This window comes from Gracilibacillus halophilus YIM-C55.5 (genome assembly GCF_000359605.1).
GTDB lineage: Bacteria > Bacillota > Bacilli > Bacillales > Amphibacillaceae > Gracilibacillus > Gracilibacillus halophilus.
Window position 1 is genome coordinate 19,219 of record NZ_APML01000004.1, and the last position, 24,999, is coordinate 44,217.

General features: G+C 38.6%; 26 protein-coding genes and 1 pseudogene. All 27 read right to left on the reverse strand.

The genetic code is table 11. The annotated features are described in order from the left end of the window. Nucleotides 1-20 precede the first annotated feature (20 nt). A complete protein-coding gene (gene fliY, locus J416_RS00690; RefSeq protein ID WP_003462871.1) occupies nucleotides 21-1,223 on the reverse strand; it encodes a flagellar motor switch phosphatase FliY in 1,203 nt (400 codons plus the stop codon). Beyond that, the gene (gene fliM, locus J416_RS00695) at nucleotides 1,213-2,214 is read right to left on the reverse strand and encodes a flagellar motor switch protein FliM (protein ID WP_003462874.1); all 1,002 of its coding nucleotides are present in this window, start codon (nucleotides 2,212-2,214) and stop codon (nucleotides 1,213-1,215) included. Before fliM ends, fliY begins: the two co-directional genes overlap by 11 nt. Before the next feature lie 28 nt (nucleotides 2,215-2,242). Continuing rightward, the gene (locus J416_RS00700; RefSeq protein ID WP_003462877.1) at nucleotides 2,243-2,656 is read right to left on the reverse strand and encodes a flagellar basal body-associated FliL family protein; all 414 of its coding nucleotides are present in this window, start codon (nucleotides 2,654-2,656) and stop codon (nucleotides 2,243-2,245) included. Beyond that, the gene (locus J416_RS00705; protein WP_003462880.1) at nucleotides 2,646-2,867 is read right to left on the reverse strand and encodes a flagellar FlbD family protein; all 222 of its coding nucleotides are present in this window, start codon (nucleotides 2,865-2,867) and stop codon (nucleotides 2,646-2,648) included. The genes J416_RS00700 and J416_RS00705 overlap by 11 nt, the downstream gene beginning before the upstream one ends. Nucleotides 2,868-2,911: 44 nt before the next feature. After that, a complete protein-coding gene (locus J416_RS00710) occupies nucleotides 2,912-3,937 on the reverse strand; it encodes a flagellar hook-basal body complex protein (protein WP_003462883.1) in 1,026 nt (341 codons plus the stop codon). Nucleotides 3,938-4,015: 78 nt separating this feature from the next. Continuing rightward, nucleotides 4,016-4,375 carry a TIGR02530 family flagellar biosynthesis protein gene (locus J416_RS00715; protein ID WP_003462887.1) on the reverse strand — a complete coding sequence of 120 codons (360 nt, stop codon included), beginning with the start codon at nucleotides 4,373-4,375 and terminating at the stop codon, nucleotides 4,016-4,018. Next, the gene (flgD, locus tag J416_RS00720; protein ID WP_003462890.1) at nucleotides 4,368-4,853 is read right to left on the reverse strand and encodes a flagellar hook assembly protein FlgD; all 486 of its coding nucleotides are present in this window, start codon (nucleotides 4,851-4,853) and stop codon (nucleotides 4,368-4,370) included. The genes J416_RS00715 and flgD overlap by 8 nt, the downstream gene beginning before the upstream one ends. Before the next feature lie 9 nt (nucleotides 4,854-4,862). Continuing rightward, the gene (locus tag J416_RS00725) at nucleotides 4,863-6,323 is read right to left on the reverse strand and encodes a flagellar hook-length control protein FliK (RefSeq protein ID WP_003462892.1); all 1,461 of its coding nucleotides are present in this window, start codon (nucleotides 6,321-6,323) and stop codon (nucleotides 4,863-4,865) included. A 33-nt stretch (nucleotides 6,324-6,356) separates the two neighbouring features. Further along, on the reverse strand, nucleotides 6,357-6,935 hold the full coding sequence (locus J416_RS00730) for a MotE family protein (protein WP_003462896.1): 579 nt from the start codon (nucleotides 6,933-6,935) through the stop codon (nucleotides 6,357-6,359). Nucleotides 6,936-6,939: 4 nt separating this feature from the next. Continuing rightward, nucleotides 6,940-7,386 (reverse strand): flagellar export protein FliJ, encoded by a 447-nt coding sequence (gene fliJ / locus J416_RS00735; RefSeq protein WP_003462899.1) that lies wholly within the window; start codon nucleotides 7,384-7,386, stop codon nucleotides 6,940-6,942. After that, nucleotides 7,386-8,699 carry a flagellar protein export ATPase FliI gene (gene fliI, locus J416_RS00740; RefSeq protein WP_003462902.1) on the reverse strand — a complete coding sequence of 438 codons (1,314 nt, stop codon included), beginning with the start codon at nucleotides 8,697-8,699 and terminating at the stop codon, nucleotides 7,386-7,388. The genes fliJ and fliI overlap by 1 nt, the downstream gene beginning before the upstream one ends. Further along, on the reverse strand, nucleotides 8,674-9,429 hold the full coding sequence (gene fliH / locus J416_RS00745) for a flagellar assembly protein FliH (protein WP_169331754.1): 756 nt from the start codon (nucleotides 9,427-9,429) through the stop codon (nucleotides 8,674-8,676). Before fliH ends, fliI begins: the two co-directional genes overlap by 26 nt. Next, nucleotides 9,422-10,435, reverse strand: coding sequence for a flagellar motor switch protein FliG (gene fliG, locus J416_RS00750; RefSeq protein WP_003462909.1), 1,014 nt, complete (start codon nucleotides 10,433-10,435; stop codon nucleotides 9,422-9,424). The genes fliH and fliG overlap by 8 nt, the downstream gene beginning before the upstream one ends. Nucleotides 10,436-10,448: 13 nt before the next feature. After that, nucleotides 10,449-12,053, reverse strand: coding sequence for a flagellar basal-body MS-ring/collar protein FliF (fliF, locus tag J416_RS00755; RefSeq protein ID WP_003462912.1), 1,605 nt, complete (start codon nucleotides 12,051-12,053; stop codon nucleotides 10,449-10,451). Between the two features lie 35 nt (nucleotides 12,054-12,088). Beyond that, the gene (gene fliE, locus J416_RS00760; protein WP_003462913.1) at nucleotides 12,089-12,391 is read right to left on the reverse strand and encodes a flagellar hook-basal body complex protein FliE; all 303 of its coding nucleotides are present in this window, start codon (nucleotides 12,389-12,391) and stop codon (nucleotides 12,089-12,091) included. Nucleotides 12,392-12,415: 24 nt separating this feature from the next. Then, nucleotides 12,416-12,871 carry a flagellar basal body rod protein FlgC gene (gene flgC / locus J416_RS00765; RefSeq protein WP_003462915.1) on the reverse strand — a complete coding sequence of 152 codons (456 nt, stop codon included), beginning with the start codon at nucleotides 12,869-12,871 and terminating at the stop codon, nucleotides 12,416-12,418. 3 nt (nucleotides 12,872-12,874) lie between these two features. Beyond that, nucleotides 12,875-13,270 carry a flagellar basal body rod protein FlgB gene (gene flgB, locus J416_RS00770; protein WP_003462921.1) on the reverse strand — a complete coding sequence of 132 codons (396 nt, stop codon included), beginning with the start codon at nucleotides 13,268-13,270 and terminating at the stop codon, nucleotides 12,875-12,877. A 238-nt stretch (nucleotides 13,271-13,508) separates the two neighbouring features. Then, nucleotides 13,509-14,279, reverse strand: coding sequence for a GTP-sensing pleiotropic transcriptional regulator CodY (gene codY / locus J416_RS00775; RefSeq protein ID WP_003462922.1), 771 nt, complete (start codon nucleotides 14,277-14,279; stop codon nucleotides 13,509-13,511). A gap of 15 nt (nucleotides 14,280-14,294) precedes the next feature. Then, nucleotides 14,295-15,695, reverse strand: coding sequence for an ATP-dependent protease ATPase subunit HslU (hslU, locus tag J416_RS00780; RefSeq protein ID WP_003462923.1), 1,401 nt, complete (start codon nucleotides 15,693-15,695; stop codon nucleotides 14,295-14,297). A 14-nt stretch (nucleotides 15,696-15,709) separates the two neighbouring features. Further along, nucleotides 15,710-16,255 (reverse strand): ATP-dependent protease subunit HslV, encoded by a 546-nt coding sequence (hslV, locus tag J416_RS00785; protein ID WP_003462924.1) that lies wholly within the window; start codon nucleotides 16,253-16,255, stop codon nucleotides 15,710-15,712. Nucleotides 16,256-16,278: 23 nt separating this feature from the next. Beyond that, a complete protein-coding gene (xerC, locus tag J416_RS00790) occupies nucleotides 16,279-17,184 on the reverse strand; it encodes a tyrosine recombinase XerC (RefSeq protein ID WP_003462925.1) in 906 nt (301 codons plus the stop codon). 210 nt (nucleotides 17,185-17,394) lie between these two features. After that, nucleotides 17,395-19,472 (reverse strand): annotated as a pseudogene (gene topA, locus J416_RS00795) (type I DNA topoisomerase). 152 nt (nucleotides 19,473-19,624) lie between these two features. Next, complete coding sequence (dprA, locus tag J416_RS00800) at nucleotides 19,625-20,530, reverse strand: DNA-processing protein DprA (protein ID WP_003462928.1); 906 nt, start codon at nucleotides 20,528-20,530, stop codon at nucleotides 19,625-19,627. A 103-nt stretch (nucleotides 20,531-20,633) separates the two neighbouring features. Beyond that, nucleotides 20,634-21,536 carry a succinate--CoA ligase subunit alpha gene (sucD, locus tag J416_RS00805; RefSeq protein ID WP_003462929.1) on the reverse strand — a complete coding sequence of 301 codons (903 nt, stop codon included), beginning with the start codon at nucleotides 21,534-21,536 and terminating at the stop codon, nucleotides 20,634-20,636. Nucleotides 21,537-21,577: 41 nt separating this feature from the next. Further along, nucleotides 21,578-22,738: an ADP-forming succinate--CoA ligase subunit beta gene (sucC, locus tag J416_RS00810; RefSeq protein ID WP_003462930.1), complete on the reverse strand. Its 1,161-nt coding sequence runs from the start codon at nucleotides 22,736-22,738 to the stop codon at nucleotides 21,578-21,580. 115 nt (nucleotides 22,739-22,853) lie between these two features. Further along, nucleotides 22,854-23,159, reverse strand: coding sequence for an EscU/YscU/HrcU family type III secretion system export apparatus switch protein (locus tag J416_RS00815; protein ID WP_003462931.1), 306 nt, complete (start codon nucleotides 23,157-23,159; stop codon nucleotides 22,854-22,856). Further along, a complete protein-coding gene (locus J416_RS00820) occupies nucleotides 23,156-24,970 on the reverse strand; it encodes a hypothetical protein (RefSeq protein ID WP_003462932.1) in 1,815 nt (604 codons plus the stop codon). The genes J416_RS00815 and J416_RS00820 overlap by 4 nt, the downstream gene beginning before the upstream one ends. Nucleotides 24,971-24,999 lie beyond the last annotated feature (29 nt).

Sequence of the window (24,999 nt, forward strand, 5' to 3'; positions counted from 1 at the left end):
AACATCTCCTTATGACCATTTTATTTTAGTTGTTTTAAGCGATCTTCTTTACTGACAATGTCTGTCACACGTACGCCAAAGTTTTCATCAATGACGACAACTTCACCTTTTGCGATTAATTTTTGATTCACTAATATATCAACAGGTTCACCAGCAAGCTTGTCTAATTCGACAATCGAACCCGAAGTAAGTTCTAAAATGTCTTTGACCGTTCGCTTCGTTCTTCCAAGTTCAACCGTTACTTGCAACGGAATATCCATTAATAAGTCTAAGTTTCGTTTCTCTTCTTGGGCGAGCTCAGTTTGATCAAAGTCGCTAAATGAAGCAGTTTGTACCGGCTCATTTGGCGGTGTCTGGCCACCAATTTGTTGCGGGCCACGTTGCTGTCTTTCTTGTTGTGGCTGTTGAGCGCTCGTATTTGGCGTCGATTGACTCATCTCTGAACTGGATTCCTTTGTTGCAGTTGTATTTGGTTCGTCTTCAGTCTGTTGCGTACTACCTGCAGATGTTTCCTCTTGACTATCAGGTGCGTTTAATAATTCATCGACTAACTTTTTCGCAAATGGAACAGGAATCAACTGCATAATTTTCGAATCGATTAATGTACCAATTTGTAATTGGAACGACACCTTCACTAAGACATCGTCATCAGGTATATGTTGATTATTGATATCTTCTGCGACATTAATGACTGAAATTTCAGGTGGAGATATATCCACTTTATTACCAAATACCGTTGACATGCTTGTCGCTGCCGTCCCCATCATTTGATTCATCGCTTCTTGCACAGCACTTAAGTGGATATCATTTAACTCTTCTGAATCAACCTCACCATTTCCGCCAAGCATTAAGTCAGCAATAATGGCTGCGTCTTTCGATTCGAGCATAAATAAATTCGATCCACTGATGCCCTCCGTATACTGAACATCAACACCGACATAAGGAACAGGAAATTCTTCCTCTAATTCTCCCTTGTCGATTGCAGAAATCACTGGGGTCGTAATTTCAACTTTTTGATTTAATAATGTTGATAAAGTAGTAGCAGAACTACCGAACGAAATATTCCCAATTTCACCAATTGCATCTTTCTCTAGTTCTGATAACGCATCATCGGAAGGTTGCTCCTGATCAGCAGAAGTATCCTCAGTGCTATCGTTCGTATCATCTGTGCCTTTTAATAGTGCATCTATTTCATCTTGTGATAACATGCCGTCATCCATCATTCGGATCCCCTCCCTGTATTTCGTCTATCACTTGTACAGCCAGCTTATGTTTCTTCTTACCAGGTTGCACATGAAATTTTGGATGATCATCCACATATAAAAGTAGTGGGTCATCAATAGGCTGATCGAGTAAAATCGTATCATTTTCGGATAAAAACATCAGCTCTTCTAACGTAATCTGGCTCTCACCTAATCGAGCTGATAAATCCATCTTGGCACCTTCGATATTTTTACTAATCGATTCATACTCTTCCGGTTTTCGTTCTTTCTTTTTATCATTTTGCATCCAATAATGTACCGATAACTTGGGGATGATTGGTTCTAATACCACATGTGGGATACAAATATTAATCATGCCTGTACTTTCACCAATGGTTGTATCCAAAGAAACAACAACGACAGTTTCATTCGGTGACACAAGCTGTAAAAACTGCGGGTTTACCTCAAAATCTTCAAGAATTGGGTCAATTTCAACGACTGAACTCCACGCCTCCTGGAGATTTTCAAGTGCATTTTCGAACAATTGTGACATTAATGTGGTTTCAATCTCGGTTAAGTTATCCACTTTATTTACGCTTGTCCCTTTACCACCAAGCATTCGATCCAACATTGCATAAGATATGTTCGGATTGAATTCAAAGATCATCCGTCCATCGAGTGGTTCTACACTATATACATTTAAAATCGTTTTGGATGGTATGGAACGGATAAATTCTTCATATGGTATTTGATCAACAGATGCGACGGAAATATGTACATATGTGCGTAACTGTGCCGAGAAATAAGTTGACAAAAGCCGCGCAAAATTGTCATGAATTCTTGAGATACTGCGAATCTGATCTTTTGAAAAGCGTAGTGCTCGTTTAAAGTCGTATACACGAACTTTCTTATCATTTTCTTCTTCTTTCAATTCATTTGCATCCATTTCACCAGATGAAATGGCAGATAATAATGCATCAATTTCATTTTGTGATAAGACTTCGTCTGCCATAGTCCCACCTCCTTATGCGGAGAAGCTATCATTGAATCACTTTACTTGTGATGAGAACATCCGTAATCGAACCTTCTGTCATTTTTTGATTCATCACCGATTGCATATGTTCTTCCAAATTGGTTAAATTTTCTTTAAAATCTTTTGTTGTTAAAGATACTGATTCTTTAATAAATTCGTTTTTCACTTGAAATTCGCGTTTTTCAATCTCGGCTTTTGCTGCTTTACTATTCGTTACAAATTGAAATTGTATGAGAACAAAACTCCCATCTTCTAAATCGGTACGCATTTCACTCGTCGTATACGAATAATCTACCATTTCATCAATCGTCATTGCTTCGCTTTCGGAAGAATTATTCAGTACAAAATAAAGCGCAACTGCCCCGCCGATCGTAATCACAACTAATGCTGTAACTAAAATTTTCATTAATTTAGGATTCATCGTCATCACCTATTTCTCTACTAAGTTGGTAGATCCCAATTGACTGATAATAGTTTGTCACTAAACGCTCGACTTCTTCTTCTGATTCTTTTACAAATAGTTTTTTTTGATTGACAAGCGTAATCGTCGTATCTGGAAACGACTCCACCCGCTCAATATACACAGCATTGACCGTTAATGTGTCATTATTTAACTTGGTTAATTGAATCATAGTAGGTAGAGACGAGGGAAAAAACCCTCATCCCTTAACCTCCTTTATCGTTTGAGATTAACTAATTCTTGCAAGATTTCGTCTGATGTTGTAATGATACGAGTGTTCGCTTGGAAACCACGCTGTGCAGTAATCATGGATGTAAATTCTTCAGATAAATCCACATTCGACATTTCTAACGCACCAGAAACAATGGAAGCTGTTCCTTCATTTTCAGGAGCAAATAACGTAGTAATATCCTGATCATCAAAGCCGTCATCTCCATCAACATCTACTTCACCTGTTACTTGTTCCATTTGTCCCGCATTGACTGAGTCCTGGAACATGTTTGAACCTACTTTGTTAAGTCCACCACTATTGGAAAATTTCGAAAGCATAATTTGTCCCGCTTGCATGGTTTCTCCATTTTGAACATAATTCACTGTGCCATTACCTTGTATGCTAAAACTTTCCGCATTGTCTGGAATCTGAATACGACCATAAATATTATCCGTCACACCATCTGATCCAGACTCAAAATCACCTGTTCCATCAACTGCTGATGGATCATCAACCCTATTTCCACTACCATCGGTTTCTGCTGCAACATCTGTTTTACCAATAAGGTATTGTCCATTGGCATTGACAATATAACCTTCATCATCTAAATACATATTACCAGCTCTGGAATATTCAATATTCGTATCCTCTAGGTCTAAGCCTGAAGTAGCATCAAAGTCCTCACCGGTATTTCCGTCAGTATCTGTTAAACCTGTCCCAAATACAAACATACCATCGCCTTCTAGTTGAAGGTCAAGTGGGCGCTCTGTCGTTTGGCGGTTCCCTTGGGTATGAAGATTATCAATTGATCCTGTTTGTGAACCCGTTCCCACTTGTTGTGGATTAATACCGCCGCGTTGATCCGTTGGCGCACTTGCTCCGTTGATCGATTGACTCATCATGTCTTGAAAGGTTGTTCGTCCTTTTTTGAAACCAGCTGTATTCACATTGGCAATATTGTTTCCTACCACATCAAGTTTCGTTTGGAAGCCTTTCATTCCTGAAATACCTGCATACATTGAACGTAACATGCTTTATACTCATCCTTTCTTACAATCTGCTACTTCTGTCATTCCGTAGCGGTTTGCCTCCCGTATGGGTCCAGCAAATTAAATTAAGATTGTACCATTAATATTTGTAAAAATTTTATCTTGCACTTCCGATCGATTCATCGCTGTGACGACTGTATTGCTTTTCGTATTCACAATAAAAGCCGCTTGATCGGTTAATACGAGGGAGTCTTTCACGCCTTTTTGCCTTGCCTCATCTAACTTCGTCTGTATTTGTGACCATTGTTCGTCACTCACTTCAATTTGTCTCTGTTCCATCCTCTGTTTTGCATGTTTACTTAGCTGAACGCCTTCTGCCTGTTTTAATAGCTGTGAGAAATCGGTGTGATTCGTTTTCGCTCGCGATGAATTGGATTTGGGCAGAACCGTCGGATGAAACGCATGAATTCGATTATCCATTGCTACCATCCTGAGTAGAAGACTGCTGTTCAGATGTATCCTGTTCGATTTTCAACACCTCATCGGTGAAAATATCGGTATCATTGGCTAACTCTAATACGCCATAACCATCTTTTTGGGACACAGCTTCTACTTTACTAGTCAATGTTTCTTTTGGTTCAATAATTTCACCAGTCTCTTCATCAAATTTGTAATAGGAAACTTCTTTCCCGATTAAATGGCTATTTTGAATGACTGGGGACACGGATTGATTCTTTACTAATTGATCGATTGATTCTGACATATTCATCATTTGTTCCATCTGCGAGAATGTCGTCATTTGGGAAATAAATTCTTTGTCTTTCATCGGATCTAATGGGTTTTGATTTTGTAATTGGGTCATGAGAATCTTTAGAAAATCTTCTTTTCCCAAATTGCTCGATGGTTCTCTCGTTTGTGATTGATTCGATAGATATAAGGATGAATCAATAGTTGGCATTTGTATCACCTACACTTTCTGATCCATTAATAAATCAAAAAAGGATGTTTCTTCTTGTTGCTCATCATCATTTTCATTTTCTTCCCAGTCTTCCTGTTCTTGACTTTGCGTATCGGAATCGGATGGGTTGTTATCATCCGCTAATTTTTGCTGACTCGAAAAGGTTGTCGTCATATCTTGTTTCTCTACAACAACTTGATGTGGAGAGAACATATGGCGTAACTGTGCCATGTTTCCTTCGAGCATTTCTTTGGCTGCTTGTGATGAAACAATCATTTTTACAGCCATTTCGCCGTTAATTTGAGTGAAACGGACCGTCATATTCCCTAAATTTTCGGGTTGCATACGGATCGAAAGTTGATTTGAACCGTTCGCCGTTTTCATGAATTGACTCGACTTTAATATTTGTTGAAATTGATCGAGCATTTGCTTTTGATTTACTTCTTGTGTTTGATTCGTTTGCTGTACATGCATGACGTATTGTTGCACTTTTGACGTTGGCTGTTGATTCATCATCAACGTACTGTCTGATCGCGTTTGTGTCATTTCCTGTTTGAGCGACACATCTTGATTGTCTAAAGCATGCTGCAACCATCGACTCAAGTCTTGCTGAGTCACTTTTGTTGGACTTTGATACTGGTTACTGACGGAAGCTCTGCTTTGATAGTTTTCTAATAATTTCTGCCAGACGGCCTTCGACTGTTGATTGGGAATCGACTGCATGACACTTGCTAGCGCCTGTCCATCTGACTTTGCCAGTTGTGTCCATTGTTGTAATACATTTAATAGCTGCTTCATGTCTTTACTTGAGCCATTTGATTGCAGCTTCTGAAGCAATGATTTTACTTGATTCCAAAGTGACTGTGCTTCTTCCTTTACATTGCTCGTGTCACTGCTAGATGACGTCGATGATGACTGCAGTATTTGTAGCCAACTTTGATCGAATGGCTGAAATAGCTGATTCAAATCTAATTTTTCATTTTCACCAATTGACGTAAGTTCACTCAACAGCTGATTTTTTTCTTGATCAGACAGTTGATTTTGAGCAGCTTGAGATAACTTCCCAATAATGGTTTGCAACTCATCTGTCGTCATGTTTTGCAACTCGCTTTGTACATTTTGTGTATTTTCACTCATGCTTTCGACGATCAATTGCAATTCTTTCTCATTTAATGAAATGCCCATCTCATTAAATAATTGTGTCATACGATCTTTAGATACTTCTGGCGACAATGCTTGACTAAAATTTTTAAGTATTGATTGAACATCCTCATGAGAGGCCTGTTGCAAAAATTTGCGTATACTCGCTTGATTCTGCTGATTCATCGTTTGTAGTAGACTCTGACCTTCTGATGAAGCATTTGTACCTAACAACATTTGTCGAAAGCTCGTATTACCTTTTGTGTTTTCTTGACTCGTTGTCGTTTGTTGCATGATGTTAGCCGCTACATTTGCCGGTTGTACGAACATCATTTTCACCCCCTTTCAAATGATAAAAAGAGTTTATTCTTGATTGAGTAATTGATCTGCAAATGTCGCTGCGGTTTCTGACTCCATTGCAGCCAAAATCTCTCCACGAACTTCAGAACCCATGGATTGTAGTGTGGCCAATGCTAATTGATTTTCCATGTTTTCAATAATCGGAGCAGCTGTTTCAGGATCCATTGCTTCAAACGATGTGACATACTCTTCAACAGATTCTGTGCTAGGACCTGATTCTTCACTGTTTTCAGCTTCCATCTCTGATAGTTGTGTCGACAATTCTTCGACTTCACTTTGCAATTGTTCAATCTGGCTATCTTTTTCAGCAATTTGAGATTCTAAATTGCTAATTTGATTATTCTTTTCTTCGATGGTTGAATCTTTCTCCTCTAATTCTGATTGTTGCGATGCTTCTTCATCAGTTGTGATTTTCTCTGAAATAAATGGTACTTGATTGAGCACATCTTTTGATTTACTGACAACGTCGATACCCATGAATTGTAAAACGACAAAAGTCAAGACTAGCGCAAAAATTAATGGAACGATGATGACAATAATCCATTGAAATATTCCTGGTTTTTTTTCTGAATTGCTAGCCATTTCTTCACCTACCCTTGCTCTTCAAATACTGTTGCAAAGAAATATCATCCATCAGTTTCATGTCAGATTTTTTATCAAGTTCATATTGACGCGATCGTTTACGGTCAATGAGCTTTTCCATTTTCTTTTCTTCAATATGCTGTTCTGTCAATTTCTCTTGAGCTTGTCTCATGTTATCTCTCGCTCGATTGACTCGTTGTTGCAATTCCATAATCGTTGGTGTTAAATGTTGCAAATAATTATGATAAGAATGAATGGTTTGTATCGACTGTTGGTTAGACAAACATTCATTATATTTGGCTTCCATTACTTCTTTCTTTCTTAATAAATCCACCAGTTGATTGGCCAACGTCTCGAATTCATCTACTTTTTGCTGATAAACAAATTGCGCTTGTTGTTTATCCTGATTTCTGATCATTTTCATTTTTTCGAGGCTTTGTACGTCAGCCATTAGGAAGCACTCCTTTGAATGACTTGAAATAATTGTTCTAAAGCTGTCGCTCGATCGACATGTTCATTCATGCCTTGTTGTAAAAATTGATCGATTTTGGGCTTTAATTGTATGGCCTCATCCACTTGCTGATTAGAACCTCGTTTATAAGCGCCAATTTGAATTAATTCTTCATTATCCTCATAAATTGATAAGATCGATCGAATCTTTTGTAGATGTTGTAACGTTTGTTGATCAACAATTTCAGGCATGACACGACTGACAGATTTCAAAATATTAATTGCTGGATATTGTCCTTTTTCTGCTAATTTCCGATCAAGGACAAAATGCCCATCCAAAATTCCTCGAACAGTGTCTGAAATTGGTTCGTTTAAATCATCACCATCGACTAATACTGTATAAAACGCTGTGATGGACCCTTTTTTACTGGCACCAGTACGTTCAAGTAATGAAGGTAAGATAGAAAATACCGATGGCGTGTAACCTTTCGTCGTTGGTGGTTCGCCAACTGCTAGGCCAATTTCCCGTTGCGCCATGGCGACACGCGTTATCGAATCCATCATTAAATTCACTTGATAGCCTAAGTCACGAAAGTACTCACTGATGGCTGTAGCGGTATAAGCACCTTTAATTCGCATTAATGCTGATTGATCAGATGTGGCGACAACAACAATTGATTTTTTTAACCCTTCTTCACCAAGGTCACGTTCAATAAATTCTTTGACTTCTCTCCCTCGCTCACCAATCAGTGCGATCACATTTATATCTGCTTCACTATTTCGAGCAATCATACCCATTAATGTACTTTTACCAACACCGCTACCAGCAAAAACCCCAATTCTTTGCCCTTTACCAACTGTAAGCATCGTATCAATCGCTTTGACACCAATAGGTATGGCCTCAGAAATTCTCGGACGTTCGAGCGGATTGGGAGGCTCTTGCTCAGTCGGATATTCGACAAGTCCTTTTGGCATGATCGATCCATCTAACATATCACCGGTAGAATTAATCACTTTGCCAATAAGCGAACGACCGACCGATACTTTCAATGCGTGTTTTGTTGCTTCAACTAAACATCCAGCTGCAATATCATTCACTGTCGTATATGGCATCAGCAAAACTTTCTCTTGTTCGAAACCAATCACCTCAGCCATGATACGATGTTGATCATTTGTATGTATGTAACAAACTTCTCCGACTCGAGCTTCTGGACCCTTTGCTTCAATCAACAAGCCGATGACTCGATCGACTTTTCCATATCGTTTATATGGATCGATATTATGTATTTCATCCAGTAGTACTTGTTTGTTCACGAGTCATCTCCTCCACAACTTGAGCTAATCGATAGCGTATTTCTTCTAACTGCGTGTCAACCGATGCATCGATTTTGCCGTAAGGAGTTTCAATGATTACTTGTCCTTCTTGCAACTGTTCATCTGGATAAATCGATAATTCGGCACGTTGATGAAGAATATGCATCAGCTCTTCTTTGTTATCGAGTACCTTTTGGTAGTGTGCAGGCACACAATAGATTTCTACACTTGTTTGGTTCATCACTTGATTAATGGCGCGACGTACCATGTTAGTATACAGCTCATGATCTTCGCTTAAAGAATGATAAACAATCTTTTCGGCTACTTCCAATGCAATTTCAAGGATAGATGATTCACTCTTTTGAATAATATCTTCATAATCTTGATTTGCTTGACGAACAACGTCACGTCCTTGTTGGATGAATGCTTCATATTGTTTGACACTATCATTTTTTCCTTGTTCGAAGCCTTGTTGATAACCTTCTTGTTGCGCTTTTTCTTGATCAGCTTGTCGTTCTTCTTCCCATTGTTGTTTCATTTGATCAATTTCTTCGTTTGCAGCTTTTTTCTGTTCTTCGATTTGTTGTTTGACATCTCGTAACTGCTGTTTCGCTTCTTTTATTTGATCTTGAATATCTTGAAAATCTTCTTGACTTTGATTTGGTTCCTTTTCGATATTCAACGTTTGAATAGGTTTAATCGCTATTTTTCGAGTGGAAGCGTTAGACAATAATATCATCTCCTCCACCTCGAGCAATCACAATTTCACCAATTTCTTCTAACCTTCTGATTGTAGAAACGATACGTGATTGTGCTTCTTCTACATCACGTAGACGAACAGGTCCCATAAATTCCATCTCATCTTTGAAGGTGTCAGCCATTCTAGTTGACATGTTATTAAATACGATTTCTTGTACTTCTTCACTCGCTACTTTTAATGCCATCTGTAGATCCTCATTTTCCACTTCTCGAATCACACGCTGAATCGCTCGGTTATCAAGAGCCACAATATCTTCAAATACAAACATACGTTTTCTAATTTCTTCAGCGAGTTCAGGATCATCAATTTCTAATGTATCCAAAATGGTCCGTTCTGTACTGCGGTCCACATCATTTAATACTTCGACAACAGACTGAATGCCACCCGTTTGTGTATAATCTTGCGTAACCGTCGTAGACAATTTACGCTCCAAAATTTGTTCCACTTCAGCGATGATTTCTGGTGATGTAGAATCCATAACAGCAATTCGCTTGGCAATGTCTGCTTGTAATTCTTGTGGCAATTCAGAAAGAATCTGTGCTGACTGTTCTGAATCCAAGTATGATAGAACAAGTGCGATCGTTTGTGGATGCTCATTTTGAATAAAATTAATAATTTGAGATGGATCAGCTTTTCTAGCGAAATCAAACGGCTTTACTTGTAATGATGAGGTCAGCCGGTTGAGGATATCACCAGCTTTATTCTCACCTAATGCTTTCTCTAGGACTGTTTTTGCATAGCTAATTCCGCCTTGAGAAATATAGTCTTGCGCCATGGCAATTTCATGGAATTGTTCTAAAATTTCATCTCTTTGATCATTCTCCACTTTTTTTACAGAGGAAATTTCTAACGTTAACTTTTCGATTTCTTCTGGCGTAAGGTGTTTGTACACCTGTGCTGATACATCTGGTCCTAAAGAGATTAATAAGATTGCTGCTTTCTGTTTTCCTGTCAGCTGTTGTCTCTTTTTTGCCATTTATTAACCTCCTTTAGTCCTCAGCTAGCCAACTACGTAATAATTTGGCAAATTCTTCTGGTTTATCTTGTGCGTATTGTTCTAATTGTTTTCGGCGCATAGCTTCATCAGAAGTGTCATTTTGTGTAATAGGTGGTACTTCCTCTTCTTCTTCGGTACGAACAGCTGTCGTTTGCACTTCTTCTACCGTGTCATCTTTTCTTCTTCTTCGTAACATAAATAATAAGGCGATGATAATCACAAGGAGTGATCCACCAACAATATATGCCCACATCGGAATAACTGGTGTGACACCGGTATTGGTTGGCATTTCATTGCCATTAAACGGTTGAAATACAATTGAAGTTTTATCCGCTGGGTTGACTTCACCATAGCTTCCATCAATCGATGTGCTAATAACTGAATCGAGTATAGAAGCAATGCTATCCTCAACATTTTGTTGCTCTTGTTGGGTCAACTCTTCGACTGTACCATCTTCTGCTTCTCTCGTATTATCGACTGCTACTTGAATGCCTAAGTCACGAACTTTATATGGGCTTTCGACAATTTCTCGCTTGATTCGGTCAAACTCATTATTCACGGATTCCTTCACCATTTCGTAATCGCCATTCTGATTTTCTTCGCCTGCTGGATAGTTCGGAACTTCTCCTTCACCGGTACCGGCTTCTCCTTCTATCGGTGGGTTCCCCGTATAGGATTCTGTGATGGTTTCCACACTAACTGGCAAAGTATCATTTTCTTCATTCACTGGCTCAACACGGTTTTCGACTCTTGTTTCTTGTGTAAAGTCAACATCGGCTGTCGCTGAAACCGCTACTTTATTACGACCAATCATCATACCTAACATTCGCTGAATGCGTTGTTCAACATCTTGTTCTATCTCATCTTTGATTTGTTGATGTTCGTTATATGTATTTCCATTCGAATTTGCCATATTATTTTGATTATTTTGGTCAAAATACTCAAAATTTTGATTCATAATGGCGATATTATCAGTAGATAGATTTGGAACTGATTTTGCCACTAAATTATAAAGAGAACTTATTTGATTTGGCTGAAACTGATATCCTGGTTGTGTTTGCAGTACAACTGATGCCGATGATGGCTGCTCTTGATCACTCACAAACACAGGATCTTCTGGTTGATTAATCATGACTTCCGCACTTTCAATCCCGTCAATCGACGCGATAAGATTAGAAAGTTCGGTTTGCATCGCATCAAGTTTCATGACATCAAACTCGTTATCCGTTGTCCCCCAAGAGCTATTTTCTGCAAAGAATGAATAATCAATATTACCACTATCCGGTATGCCTTGAGCGGCTAAATCGACGAGTAATTGATCGGCTGATTCATCGGGTACTTGAATGGATGTTCCCGCTGACCCTATTTCGTAGGGCACTCCTCGTGCATCAAGTTCTTCTTTGACTTGGCCAATTTCTTGCACTGATAGATCACTATACAACGGAACCATATTTGAAGAATTGGCCATAACGCCGATAACAATCATCAAAGCGATAATAAAACCAATGCCACCAAATAACCCAATCTTTTTTCCTTTACCCATCGACTTGTAATATTCAGTTATTTTATCCTTGTATATCTTTAGTTTTTCCTTCATTTTTTGCCCCCAAAAACTCCATACTTACCATTCCATTATACTTGCATACGCATGACTTCGTTGTAAGCATCAACGACTTTCTTTTGAATTTCTACACCTGTTTGTAGCGTAATACTCGCTTTCTGTGCTGTTACCATGACATCATGTAAATTATCAATGTCACCTTTTGCCAAAGCTTCTGTTTTTTGATTGGATGCTTGCTGTGCTTGATTCACTTGATCAATCGCATTTTTCAATGAGTTGGCAAACGATTGTTGTGCTTCGCCAACGGTTATATCCTGCTGTTTTTGTTGGGTCGGATTCGTATTTGCCATTTGTGTAATAGAATCAATATTCATTTATGTATGCCTCCAGTTCACTATTTATCTGCCAATCTCTAAAGCTTTCATGAGCATGGATTTAGAAGCGTTCATTGCTGTGACATTGGCTTCATATGACCTTGTCGCACTCATCATATCGACTCTTTCTTTTAACGGATCGACATTCGGCATCTCGACATAGCCATTCTCATCAGCATCTGGATGATTGGGATTATATACTTGTTTAAACGGCTCATCATCTTCTTCGATACTTGTGACTCTCACACCACTACCAGAACTCTCACCTCTAGCCGTTTCCCGCTGCAAAATGGAGGAAAAGCCTTCATCTTTCGGTTGAAAGACTGTCATCTTGCGACGGTATGGTTCGTATTCACCATCTTCGTTGATTGTCGCTCTCGTTGTATTTGCATTCGCAATATTTGATGATATGGTGTCCATTCGTAACCGTTGAGCGGTCAGACCACTTGCGCTCGTATTCATTGCTCCAAATATTGACATCGATTAGTTTCCTCCTCTAATGACAGATTGTAAACTATTAAATTTACCATTTATTCGATTGGTCAGTGCTTGATAATAAATTTGATTTTTCGCTAATTCAGACATTTCTTTATCTATATCGACATTATTCCCGTTATGGTTGTATTGTGTCGACTGATCTGTCGTTACCCGAAACGAGTTTTCATTTGATTGACCAAATGCTAAATGACGTGGATTCGTTTGCTTTGATTGAAAGGATGTATTCATTTCATTGTTTAACACGTCTTGAAACTGTACTTGCTTTGCTTTGTAATTCGGTGTATCAACATTCGAAATATTATTTGAGATCGTACGATTTTTTAAACTTGCATAATCCATAGACTGCTCTAACGTCTGAATCGTATTTCCGAAAAAAGACATCTTTACTCCTCCATTTTTGGATAAACCGTCATAAAATCATATCTTATATCGAACATTGTAAAATAAATAGCGCTAGATGTCTATGACTTATCATCATATTCTGACTAAAGTATGTGATGATTTTCCTTATAATGAGCCTTTTTTCCCATTTTCGTTTGTTCCATTTTGTCTATAAATGTCGAATTAAAAATAAATAAAAAAATCTATTACCTTTCGGAAGGTAATAGATTTTTTTATTTCATGATTCTTTTTTTAATTCAAACAAAAATTTATCATTTAGTACCTTAATGTAAGTACCTTTCATTCCTAATGAACGTGACTCAATGACGCCAGCACTTTCAAGCTTTCTTAGGGCATTGACAATCACTGAGCGCGTAATACCTACTCTGTCAGCAATTTTACTAGCTACTAATAATCCTTCTTGTCCATCCAGTTCTTCAAAAATGTGTTCAATGGCCTCTAATTCACTATATGACAGAGAATTGATGGCCATTTGAACAACAGCTTTACTACGTGCTTCTGATTCAATTTCTTCGGTTTTCTCATGTAAAATTTCGATGCCAACAACTGTAGCACCATATTCAGCCAATACTAGATCATCATGTTCAAAGTTCGTTTCAAGCCTGCTTAATATCAACGTGCCTAAACGTTCACCACCGCCAATAATAGGGACAATAGTTGTTAATCCATTTTTAAATAATTCACGATTTTCTACCGGAAACGCTGTATATTCACTATCGATATCAATATTGGTTGTGGTTTCCGTTATATGAAATAAATGATCCGTATATTCTTCAGGAAATTGACGTTCATGAAGCATATGCTTCATACGTTCATTTTCAATCTGTTGATTAATCGAAAAGCCCAACAGCTTCCCTTTCCGACTCACAATAAATACATTAGCCTCGATCACTTGTTGTAAAGTTTGCGCCATTTCTAAGAAGTCTACTGATTTATTCGTCGTTTGTAACAACGCATTAATCGATCGTGTTTTTTCTAATAATTCCACACTATCACCGCCTATCTATAAAATGTATTGACTTAAGTCTTGATTGGTTGCGATTTCTTTTAACTTCTCATCAACATATGCTTCGGTAATTTCGATATTCCCCATACCAATATCAGATGCTTCAAACGACAGCTCTTCTAACAATTTCTCTAAAATCGTATGGAGTCTTCTAGCTCCTATATTATCCATTTCTTGATTCACTTCATGAGCAATATGAGCTAAACGGCGCACAGCTTCTTCTGTAAAGCTAATCGTAATGCCTTCCGTTTCTAGTAACGCTTGGTACTGTCTTAATAGTGCATTCGATGGTTCTCGTAAAATTCGTTCAAAATCAGCTACCGTTAATTTATCAAATTCTACTCGAATAGGAAAACGCCCTTGTAATTCGGGAATGAGATCTGAAGGTTTCGCCATATGAAAAGCACCAGATGCGATAAACAGAATATGATCCGTTTTTACTGAACCATATTTCGTCATCACGGTTGATCCTTCAACGATTGGCAAAATATCTCGCTGCACACCTTCACGAGAAACATTGGCCGACTGCTCTTGTTTCGCCGCTACTTTATCCATTTCATCAATAAATATGATCCCTGTTTGCTCGACTCTTTCGATTGCTTTTTGATTGACTTCATCTTGATCAATTAACTTTTGCGCTTCTTGTTGTGTTAGAATTTTCCTCGCTTCACGTACAGGGAGCTTTCTCTGCTTTTTTTTCTTAGGCATAAACTGACTCAACATATCTTGAAAGTTTGCCCCCATTTGTTCCATACCAGAACCTTGAAACATATCAGACATTGAAGAAGACTGCTCTTCCACTTCGATGGAGATCACTTTATCTTCAAGCTCTCCTAGTTCTAAAAGACGTTTCGTTTGCTCTCTACGCTGTTTCTTATTCTGCTGGTCCTCATCGGTCTCTGTTTCATCATGATCAGCCGTTTGATTTTGCATAAACATTTCAAATGGATTTTTCATCGACGATTGCTTATTTTTCGTTTTGTCTGGCACCATAATTTTCACCATTCGCTGATTGGCCTGTTCTTCTGCCTTGTCACGGACTTTCTCCATTTCTTCTTCCTTTACCATTCTTGCCGAGGTTTCAACAAGATCACGAACCATCGATTCAACATCACGACCTACATAACCCACCTCGGTAAATTTTGTCGCTTCTACTTTTACAAAAGGGGCGCCCACAAGATTTGCCATTCTCCTTGCGACTTCTGTTTTCCCTACCCCAGTTGGACCGATCATGAGAATGTTTTTCGGTACAATTTCATTTCGCATCTCTTCCGGTAATTGCATTCTTCGATAACGGTTCCTGAGTGCAACAGCTACTGACTTTTTCGCTTCTTTTTGTCCAATGATATATTCATCTAACTTGGCAACGATTTGTTTTGGGGTAAAATCCATTGACATTTCACGACCTCCTTCTATTCATCAAGCACTTCTAGTACATGTTCTTGATTGGTAAACACGCAAATATCACCAGCTATCTCTAACGACGCTTTTGCAATTTCTTTGGCAGACAGCTGTGGTGCATGTGCTTTCAACGCTCTTCCTGCACTCAAAGCATAATTTCCACCCGAACCGATGGCCAAAATCCCATCATCTGGTTCGATGACTTCACCTGTACCGGATACTAATAATAACGAATCTTTATTGACGACAATTAACATCGCTTCTAGTTTCCGTAATTGTTTATCACTACGCCATTCTTTGGCTAGCTCAACTGCCGACCGAGACAAATTGCCATCATACGTTTCAAGGTTGGCTTCGAATTTTTCATATAGCGTAAATGCATCCGCAACTGAACCAGCAAAACCGGCTAACACTTTACCGTGATATAACTTGCGAACTTTTTTAGCCGAATGCTTCATAACCACTTGATTGCCTAAAGTGACTTGTCCGTCACCGCACATAGCAGCACTTCCATTATGTTTAATTGCAAAGATCGTTGTTGCATGAAATTGCTCCATTTCGATACACTCCTTTGTATACGTTATTGTTTGGCTCTTGGGTGTGCTGATTGATAAACATGATGCAATCGTTCTTTTGACACATGTGTATAAATTTGTGTTGTCGATATATTTTTATGACCTAATAATTCTTGAACGGTACGTAAATCAGCGCCATTATCTAATAAATGAGTGGCAAATGAATGGCGTAGTTTATGTGGGTGAATTTTTAATGTCAACGCCGCATCTTTTACTACTTTTTCTAACACGTAACGCACGCCTCGATCCGTCAAGGGAGTTCCTCTTGCATTTAAGAACACAATATCAGTATGTTGCTTCGCTTTTTTCATTAATGTGGAGCGTCCATCCTCGATATACTGATGCAGTGCATCTTTTGCCAGACGCCCAAATGGGATATACCGCTCCTTATTCCCTTTTCCCATCACACGAACGGTTTGTAATGAAAAATCAATATCTGTTATATGTAGATGTACACATTCACTCACACGCATCCCTGTTGCATACACGATTTCAATCAACGCTTGATTTCGCTGTCCAATGGCAGTACTTCGATCATGGACTTCAAATAACTTCTCTAATTCTTCCGCATAAAAAAATTCCGGAATCGGATGTAGGGCTTTCGGCAAATGAATACTCGTAAAAGGATTATCACTCACTACATTCTCTCTCACTAAGAAATGATAAAAACTTCTTAAGCTCGATATATGCCGAGCAACCGATCGACGTGACAATCCTTTTTCATACAGTGTCGTTAAATAGTTACGAACATTCGTGTGTTGAATATGAATGTCATGAAGTTGTTCAGCTGTTAAAAACTGAAAAAAGTCATCGATATCTTTATAGTAAGCATGAATGGTATGTGAGGATGCTTGTTTTTCAACTTGTAAATATCCCTTAAAAGATATCCAATATGTTGTAAAAACGCTCAATGATCTCACCTCGTTTGGCGATAAAATCTTATCACAGTTTCCTATAAAAGACAATTCATTTCGCTAAATTGTCAAAATATTCGGAATACTATACATTTTCCCAATAGCAAGGATTCCTAAACAACTACAAAGGTATCATATCATTTCAGTATGTATTCCTAAAAGAAAAAAGAGTTTGCTATCGTAATCATAGCAAACTCTACATTAGCGTTATCCTTGAGGCTCTTCTTTATAATCGCATTCGATACATTGTACTTGAACCGATTTCTTCTTCTTTTTCTCTACTAAGATCGATTCACACTTTGGACAGTTACGAGCTACTGGTTTATCCCATGAAATAAATTCACAATTTGGATAGTTGTCACACCCATAAAAGGTTCGACGTTTTTTCGTTTTACGCTCAACAATGTTACCATCTTTACATCGCGGGCATTTTACACCGATCTCTTTTAAAATGGGCTTTGTATTCCGACAATCAGGGAAATTGGAGCATGCTAAAAATTTACCATAGCGTCCCATTTTATAAACCATTTCGTGACCGCATTTCTCACAATTAATGCCAGCTGGTTCATCGCGGATTTCCACTTTTTCCATTTCTTCTTCCGCTTTTTTAAGACGCTGTTCAAACCCTTGATAGAAAGAGTCAATGACTTGGAGCCACTGTGATTTTCCTTCTTCAATTGCGTCCAAATCATCCTCCATATTGACCGTAAATGTGACGTCGATAATTTCTGGGAAAAACTCTTCTAATAAACCAATAACAATTTCACCCAATTCCGTCGGCACAAATCGACGATTATCTAATGTCACGTACCCTCGGCGTTGAATCGTATCCAATGTCGGGGCATACGTAGAAGGTCTACCAATTCCTTTCTCTTCTAATGTACGTACGAGCCTTGCCTCTGTATACCGTGGCGGTGGCTGTGTAAAGTGTTGATTCGGTTCCATCTTTTGCGCTTTAACATACGTACCTTCTTCTAAATCTGGTAACCATTTGTTTTCATTCTTCTTCTGATCGTCACTGCTTTCAATATAAACTTTCATAAACCCTTTAAATTTAATTTTTGATCCTGATGCACGAAATTCAACACCTTGGTTGGTTAAGTGTGCAGTGATCGTATCCATAATCGCTGGGGCCATTTGACTGGCAATGAAACGTTCCCAAATTAATTTATATAACCGGTACTGATCACGTGATAATACGGATTTTAATGATTGTGGTGAGCGATGAGCACCAGTTGGTCGAATGGCTTCGTGTGCATCTTGTGCTCCCTCTTGCGTCTTTTGACTTTTTTGCTTTCCGATATATTCCTTACCATATTGTGATTCAATATAGTCTTTCGCTTGATTCTTGGCAGTATTTGAAATGCGGGTAGAATCTGTACGCATATATGTGATGAGCCCGGTAATGCCACCTTCTTTTTTCCCTAAATCAATACCTTCATATAGTTGTTGCGCAACCATCATCGTTTTTCGAGCCCGAAAATTCAATTTTCTTGCCGCTTCTTGTTGGAGAGATGATGTGGTAAATGCAGGAGATGGGTTTCGTTTCCGTTCAGTTTTTTTATTTTTTCGACTAAAAATTGATTCCCATCCAAGCGATCTAACACATGATCAACATCCTCACGATTGTTAAGTGGTTGTTTTTTACCATCATAACCATAAAATGACCCTTCGAACGTTGATTGATCTTTTTCAAATATTGATTCAATACTCCAATATTCTTCTGGTTTAAATTGTTTAATCTCATTTTCACGGTCAATAATCATTTTCACTGCTACGGATTGAACACGTCCTGCGCTCAATCCTTTTTTAACTTTCTTCCATAATAATGGGCTAATATTATAACCAACTAATCGATCGAGGATTCTTCTAGCTTGCTGTGAATCAACGAGATTCATATCAATCGTTCGAGGATGCTTAAATGATTCTTTCACTGCATCTTTGGTAATTTCATTGAATACAACACGGCATTCGGACTGAACATCAATGCCTAAACTATACGCTAAATGCCAAGCAATCGCTTCACCTTCACGGTCAGGGTCAGCCGCAAGAAACACTTTATCTGCCTTTTTCGCAGCTGTCTTTAATTCCTTTAAAACTGGTCCTTTTCCTCGAATGGTAATATATTTGGGCTGATAATTTTGCTCGACATCTACCCCGGTTTGACTTTTCGGTAGATCACGAACATGCCCCATCGAAGCTTTTACTTTATATTTCTTTCCTAAATATCTTTCAATTGTTTTCGCCTTTGCTGGCGATTCCACGATAACGAGATATTCTGCCATAAACTCTCATACCCTCCCAAGAGGCATTCATTTCACTATATTTTTTATTTTATTCATTCATGTTACGATAATCTTCCTCATTATTAAATACTTTCCTATCATTTGTCAAACATATCAAAATATTTTTTTGAGAATCATTGGATGGTACCAAATTATTTCGATTCTTTCTCCCAAAGAGATCGATGGTGCTCCCAATCCTCTAGAATATCTTGGGATTGAAAGACCAGCTTGGCACCGTCTTGAATTAATTGATGACATCCTTCACTCGTTTCATGTAAAACAGATCCTGGGACGGCATAAACTTCTCGACCTTGTTCTAATGCTTGATCAACCGTAATTAAACTTCCACTACGACGCTTCGCTTCTACCACAACTGTCGCAAAACTAAGTCCACTAATAATTCGATTCCGTTCAGGAAAATGATATTTCTTAGGTGGGGTTTCTGGAGGGTATTCTGAAATGATGAGATGGTGCTGTTTTAATTGATCGAATAATGCTTGATGTTTTTTCGGATAAATATGTGAAAAACCACAGCCTAATACGGCAATCGTTGATGTCTGATATTCGATCGCCAATTGATGAGCTAATCCATCAATGCCGAGTGCCATTCCGCTAATGATTGTCCAATTTTTCAAAAGAATAGGTCGTAATAAATAACGCATCACCGTTTCCGCTTGATTCGATGGATATCGTGTACCAATGACACTTATGTTTGGCATTTGAGAAAGTAACTGTTTATGACCAAGAAGATAAAGGACTAGGGGTGGATCTGGAATGGTACGTAATGCCTGAGGAAAATCGGGGTCATAGATGGTGAGAATGTGATCGTTGTTTCTTTCATGAACAATCTTTTTCTTGATGTCAACGCGTTGCAATTGTTGCGCGATGAAATGGGCTCGTTCCTTATCGATATGAAATGTTTCCTTCCATTGTGTTGACGTCCACTGATAGATCGAAGAGAGAGATGCATCCTCATTAAGCACTTTTCGAAGCAAAGGGCGAGTCATTCCCTTTATGCGATGTAAATGCATCAATCGCCAATTTTGTTGTTCAAGCATATCTTCACTCCTTGATTATAAAGAAACAGAAGAAGCTGAGACCATCCATCGAAACCGTCGTCGTTACATGTTTGCGTTTAGTCTCAGCCTCTCTTGTCGTTACTTAGTTTATTTTAGCTTTTTCATATAAACCATTTTCTTTTAACACATTAATCATCGTTTCACCCATGACAGCCGGGGTTTCTGCTACTTGAATCCCACAGCTATTCATCGTTTGAATTTTTTCATCAGCTGTGCCTTTACCACCGGAAATAATCGCACCAGCATGCCCCATACGTTTTCCTGGTGGTGCTGTTGCGCCACCGATAAATCCAACGACTGGTTTGGTCATATTCTCTTTCACCCATTCGGCAGCTTCTTCTTCAGCTGTTCCACCAATTTCACCAATCATCATGACGGCCTCTGTTTCCTCGTCTTCATTAAATGCTTTTAATACGTCAATAAAATCGGTCCCATTTACAGGGTCACCGCCAATGCCAACTGCAGTCGATTGACCAAATCCATTTTCTGATAATTGGTGCACAGCTTCATAAGTTAACGTACCAGAACGGGAAACAACACCGATATGTCCTTTTTTGTGAATGTAGCCTGGCATAATACCAATTTTACATTCATCTGGCGTAATCACACCGGGGCAATTTGGTCCAACTAAGCGTGTCTTCTTCCCTTCCATATATCGTTTTACTTTTACCATGTCCATAACGGGAATGTGTTCTGTAATACAAATGACGAGATCCATTTCCGCATCAACTGCTTCAATAATCGCATCAGCTGCAAATGGAGCAGGTACATAAATGACCGAAGCGTTGGCACCAGTCTGTTGAACCGCTTCCTCAACCGTATTAAAAACAGGAACGCCTTCTGCTTCCGTTCCACCTTTTTTTGGTGTGACTCCTGCTACAATATTCGTCCCATAATCCAGCATTTGTTTTGTATGAAAAAGCGCTGTTGAACCAGTAATCCCTTGAACAAGCACTTTTGTATTTTTATCAATAAATACGCTCATGACTTGATCCTCCTTTTTATAGCTTTAAGCGATAATTCTTCTTATTGCACGAATGAAACGATTTTCTCTGCACCATCTGCCATTGATTCCGCTGGTGTAATATTCAAACCAGAATCAGCAAGAATCTCTTTGCCACGTTTAACATTCGTTCCCTCTAAACGAACAACAAGAGGTATATCTAATCCAACTTCTTTCGTTGCAGCAACTACCCCTTCTGCAATGACATCGCATTTCATAATGCCACCAAATATATTTACAAATATACCTTTTACATTTTCATCCGATAGAATAATTTTAAAGGCTGCGGTCACTTTCTCCGTTGATGCACCACCACCAACGTCTAAAAAGTTTGCTGGTTCGCCATGATAATATTTAATAATATCCATGGTGGACATCGCCAGTCCTGCCCCATTCACCATACAACCTATATTTCCATCTAATGCCACATAACTTAGATCATATTTCGATGCTTCAATTTCCTTGTCATCTTCTTCATCAAGATCACGGTAATTCATAATATCTTTCTGACGGAATAAAGCATTATCATCAAAGTTTAATTTAGCATCCAACGCTAAAACTTCGCCATCACCAGTTGTGACAAGTGGATTGATTTCAGCAACTGAACAATCTTTGTCAACAAAGACTTGATATAAGCCCATCATAAATTTAACCGCTTTCGATAAATATTCATCCGGGATATTAATATGAAATGCAAGTCGACGTGCTTGATATGGTAAAAGTCCAGTGACTGGATCAATTTCTTCTTTAAAAATTTTCTCTGGTGTTTTTGCAGCCACTTCCTCTATCTCTGTCCCGCCTTCTTCTGAGGCCATCATCGTAATACGAGATGTCTGTCGATCCATGACTAAACCAATATAGTATTCTTGCTTTATGTCACAGCCTTCTTCAATAAGTAATCGCTTAACTTCTTTGCCTTCAGGACCTGTTTGGTGTGTAACGAGCGTTTTGCCTAAAATTTCATCCGCATATGTACGAACTTCATCATGATTTTTGGCAACCTTTACACCACCTGCTTTTCCTCTACCACCAGCATGGATTTGTGCTTTGACAACGGCTACATCTGTCTGAAGCTCGTCGGCCTTCTCAAGCGCTTCATCGACCGAATAAGCTACTTTCCCATTCGGAACAGCAACACCGTATTCGCGTAAAATCTCTTTACTCTGATACTCGTGAATATTCATCTTTCATCCTCCCATCAATTAATCACTGCAACTATATTGTATAAAAAACTACTGTTCATTGTCCACAAAAGACTATAAACATATGAAAATCGTATCATTTAACTACCATTTTGTATTATGATTCATGTGATGTCGTCGAATGGTCTTTTTTTACGGATTGATCGACTTGATAGATATAGGCAAATACTTCGGCAACAACTTGATATAATTCTTCGGGGATTGTCTCATTGATATTTAATTCAGACAAAATGGATACCAAAGATGGATCTTCATGGATCGGCACATTACTTTGTTTCGCTTCTTCGATAATCGATTCAGCCATGTATCCTTTTCCTGCTGCTGTTACTTTTGGTGCTTGATCATATGATTGATCATAATGTAAGGCAGCTGCTTTTTTTCGATAAAATTGATCGTTCGTCATACGCGAAAGTCAATCCTTTCCTGAGTGTATTGGTTCATAGGTGATGGTTGTGACGTCGTAAAAGTATGCTCTGACCCGGTCATTTCCTTCCAATGAACAGAAGAAAGTTGATAACCTAATAGCTCCAATTTATTGCGAAGCAACGGTTCAAAGCTCGATAATAAAGCTTTTGTTTCTTTTTGATCATTATAGACGGTTAGACGTATCATTCGTTTTTGAATCGACACAGCCATCATCGTTTCTCCCATTCTCTCTAAATCTAAATGAAATAAAATGCGACAAAAATCCGGATCAATTTCACTACCACCTGTTTCTTTCGGCTTTCCTTCTAGCTGCAATTGAATATCTTTTGCTAAGCCAAACCGTTCAGCAGGAATTTGTAGCGCTACTTGTGACAAATTTACGTCTTGATTGGCCATATGCAGCTGCATGCCAGTTAATGACTGCAACAAACGTGTTGCTCTTTCACTCACTGCCCCTTCTTGACCTTGCTGATTGAGTAACATCAACATTTGTTTGATTGAAAAATTTTGATCTTTATTTTGTTGCATCATTTGCGCTTCATCTTGAATACCACTTGTTTGCACAAATTGCTTCATCAAATGAACAAATTCGTCTTTCACAGGTAATGATTCTGTTACTCTCATACGACTCAAATGTAACAACAATTCTCTCGCTAATTGTTGATCCCCTTGTGGTAATTGTTGCGTTTGTACGCGATTCAATAGATGTTCCACCGATTGCGTTTGTTGAATCGATGGTTGTCCGCTTTGCCTCCAGCTTTGTAACGAAAGTGATTCACTTGATGTGAGAGCGGGTTGAATTTTTGCATACAATCCTTGTGATTCCATCATCGACTTTACATTCGTGACAATCGATTGAGATGGATTGTCACTGATTTGTGAGAGTTGTTGTGTGACTCGTTGTAATACTTGATGATCTGATGGCTGTAATGATACTTGCGTCTGTAAAGCCGATTGCAAGCGAGATTGAATGGCAGATAATGATAGATTTGCCTGGTTTACATTGTGACTCGTCGCGCTTAATGATTGATTGATTTGCTGTTGGAAATGATTCAATGTCATATCGCTTGGCAACCCACCCATACGTTGCAACAAGGAAAATATCGCTTGTCCTTGCTGTTGTATCATTGTTTGCAATGGTTGAGATATTTGATTTGTTGACTGCTGATTTGTGAAAAATTGCAATTGTCGTTGCAAGCTTTGTCGCATATCCCCTGTACTGTCCGATGAAGATTGAATCATGTTTTGTAGCGAAGACATCTGCTCTGTTATACTGCTCGTTTGATATTGTTGCAAGCTTTGAAACACTTGATCGGTTAATGGCAAGCGGCGATTGATCATGGATAATAATAATTGTTGAGAGGATGAGTCATTACCAAACGTAGCGAGTAATGAAGCAATTTGCTGACCACTCTCCCTCGTAAACGGTACACCTTGAGTGAGCATTTGTTGAAAAAAGGCTTTTGTCTGACGATTAGTGGACACCCCTAATTGTTGCAATAGACGATCTAGGCCTTGTTCACTTTGCTGTGGTGCATCAGTAATTTTCCGTAAACGGATCACATCGCCAACTGAGGACACTTGAAATAAATATTGTTTCCTTGCCGTTAAAGCCGTTTCTAATTGCGCCACTACTTGTTTACCGCCCAATTGAATAGCTGCTTTTTGATTCGGATACAATTCTAATATATTGCCCATGAGCATTTGTCCAGGACGTAATGGTTGTGTTTGACCTGATTTTTGAACCGATGAGCTTAACATACTACGAAATGCATTCATTTCCACCATATTTGAGCCTCCTTCTCATAAGACGGGGC

Excerpts from the sequence above, each read along its gene's own strand:
- fliY (WP_003462871.1), bottom strand. The coding sequence starts at position 1,223 with ATGATGGATGACGGCATGTTATCACAAGATGAAATAGATGCACTATTA.
- fliM (WP_003462874.1), bottom strand. The coding sequence starts at position 2,214 with ATGGCAGACGAAGTCTTATCACAAAATGAAATTGATGCATTATTATCT.
- J416_RS00700 (WP_003462877.1), bottom strand. The coding sequence starts at position 2,656 with ATGAATCCTAAATTAATGAAAATTTTAGTTACAGCATTAGTTGTGATT.
- J416_RS00705 (WP_003462880.1), bottom strand. The coding sequence starts at position 2,867 with ATGATTCAATTAACCAAGTTAAATAATGACACATTAACGGTCAATGCT.
- J416_RS00710 (WP_003462883.1), bottom strand. The coding sequence starts at position 3,937 with ATGTTACGTTCAATGTATGCAGGTATTTCAGGAATGAAAGGCTTCCAA.
- J416_RS00715 (WP_003462887.1), bottom strand. The coding sequence starts at position 4,375 with ATGGATAATCGAATTCATGCGTTTCATCCGACGGTTCTGCCCAAATCC.
- flgD (WP_003462890.1), bottom strand. The coding sequence starts at position 4,853 with ATGCCAACTATTGATTCATCCTTATATCTATCGAATCAATCACAAACG.
- J416_RS00725 (WP_003462892.1), bottom strand. The coding sequence starts at position 6,323 with ATGTTCGTACAACCGGCAAATGTAGCGGCTAACATCATGCAACAAACG.
- J416_RS00730 (WP_003462896.1), bottom strand. The coding sequence starts at position 6,935 with ATGGCTAGCAATTCAGAAAAAAAACCAGGAATATTTCAATGGATTATT.
- fliJ (WP_003462899.1), bottom strand. The coding sequence starts at position 7,386 with ATGGCTGACGTACAAAGCCTCGAAAAAATGAAAATGATCAGAAATCAG.
- fliG (WP_003462909.1), bottom strand. The coding sequence starts at position 10,435 with ATGGCAAAAAAGAGACAACAGCTGACAGGAAAACAGAAAGCAGCAATC.
- fliF (WP_003462912.1), bottom strand. The coding sequence starts at position 12,053 with ATGAAGGAAAAACTAAAGATATACAAGGATAAAATAACTGAATATTAC.
- fliE (WP_003462913.1), bottom strand. The coding sequence starts at position 12,391 with ATGAATATTGATTCTATTACACAAATGGCAAATACGAATCCGACCCAA.
- flgC (WP_003462915.1), bottom strand. The coding sequence starts at position 12,871 with ATGTCAATATTTGGAGCAATGAATACGAGCGCAAGTGGTCTGACCGCT.
- flgB (WP_003462921.1), bottom strand. The coding sequence starts at position 13,270 with ATGTCTTTTTTCGGAAATACGATTCAGACGTTAGAGCAGTCTATGGAT.
- hslU (WP_003462923.1), bottom strand. The coding sequence starts at position 15,695 with ATGTCAATGGATTTTACCCCAAAACAAATCGTTGCCAAGTTAGATGAA.
- hslV (WP_003462924.1), bottom strand. The coding sequence starts at position 16,255 with ATGGAGCAATTTCATGCAACAACGATCTTTGCAATTAAACATAATGGA.
- dprA (WP_003462928.1), bottom strand. The coding sequence starts at position 20,530 with ATGCTTGAACAACAAAATTGGCGATTGATGCATTTACATCGCATAAAG.
- sucD (WP_003462929.1), bottom strand. The coding sequence starts at position 21,536 with ATGAGCGTATTTATTGATAAAAATACAAAAGTGCTTGTTCAAGGGATT.
- sucC (WP_003462930.1), bottom strand. The coding sequence starts at position 22,738 with ATGAATATTCACGAGTATCAGAGTAAAGAGATTTTACGCGAATACGGT.
- J416_RS00815 (WP_003462931.1), bottom strand. The coding sequence starts at position 23,159 with ATGACGAACGATCAATTTTATCGAAAAAAAGCAGCTGCCTTACATTAT.
- J416_RS00820 (WP_003462932.1), bottom strand. The coding sequence starts at position 24,970 with ATGGTGGAAATGAATGCATTTCGTAGTATGTTAAGCTCATCGGTTCAA.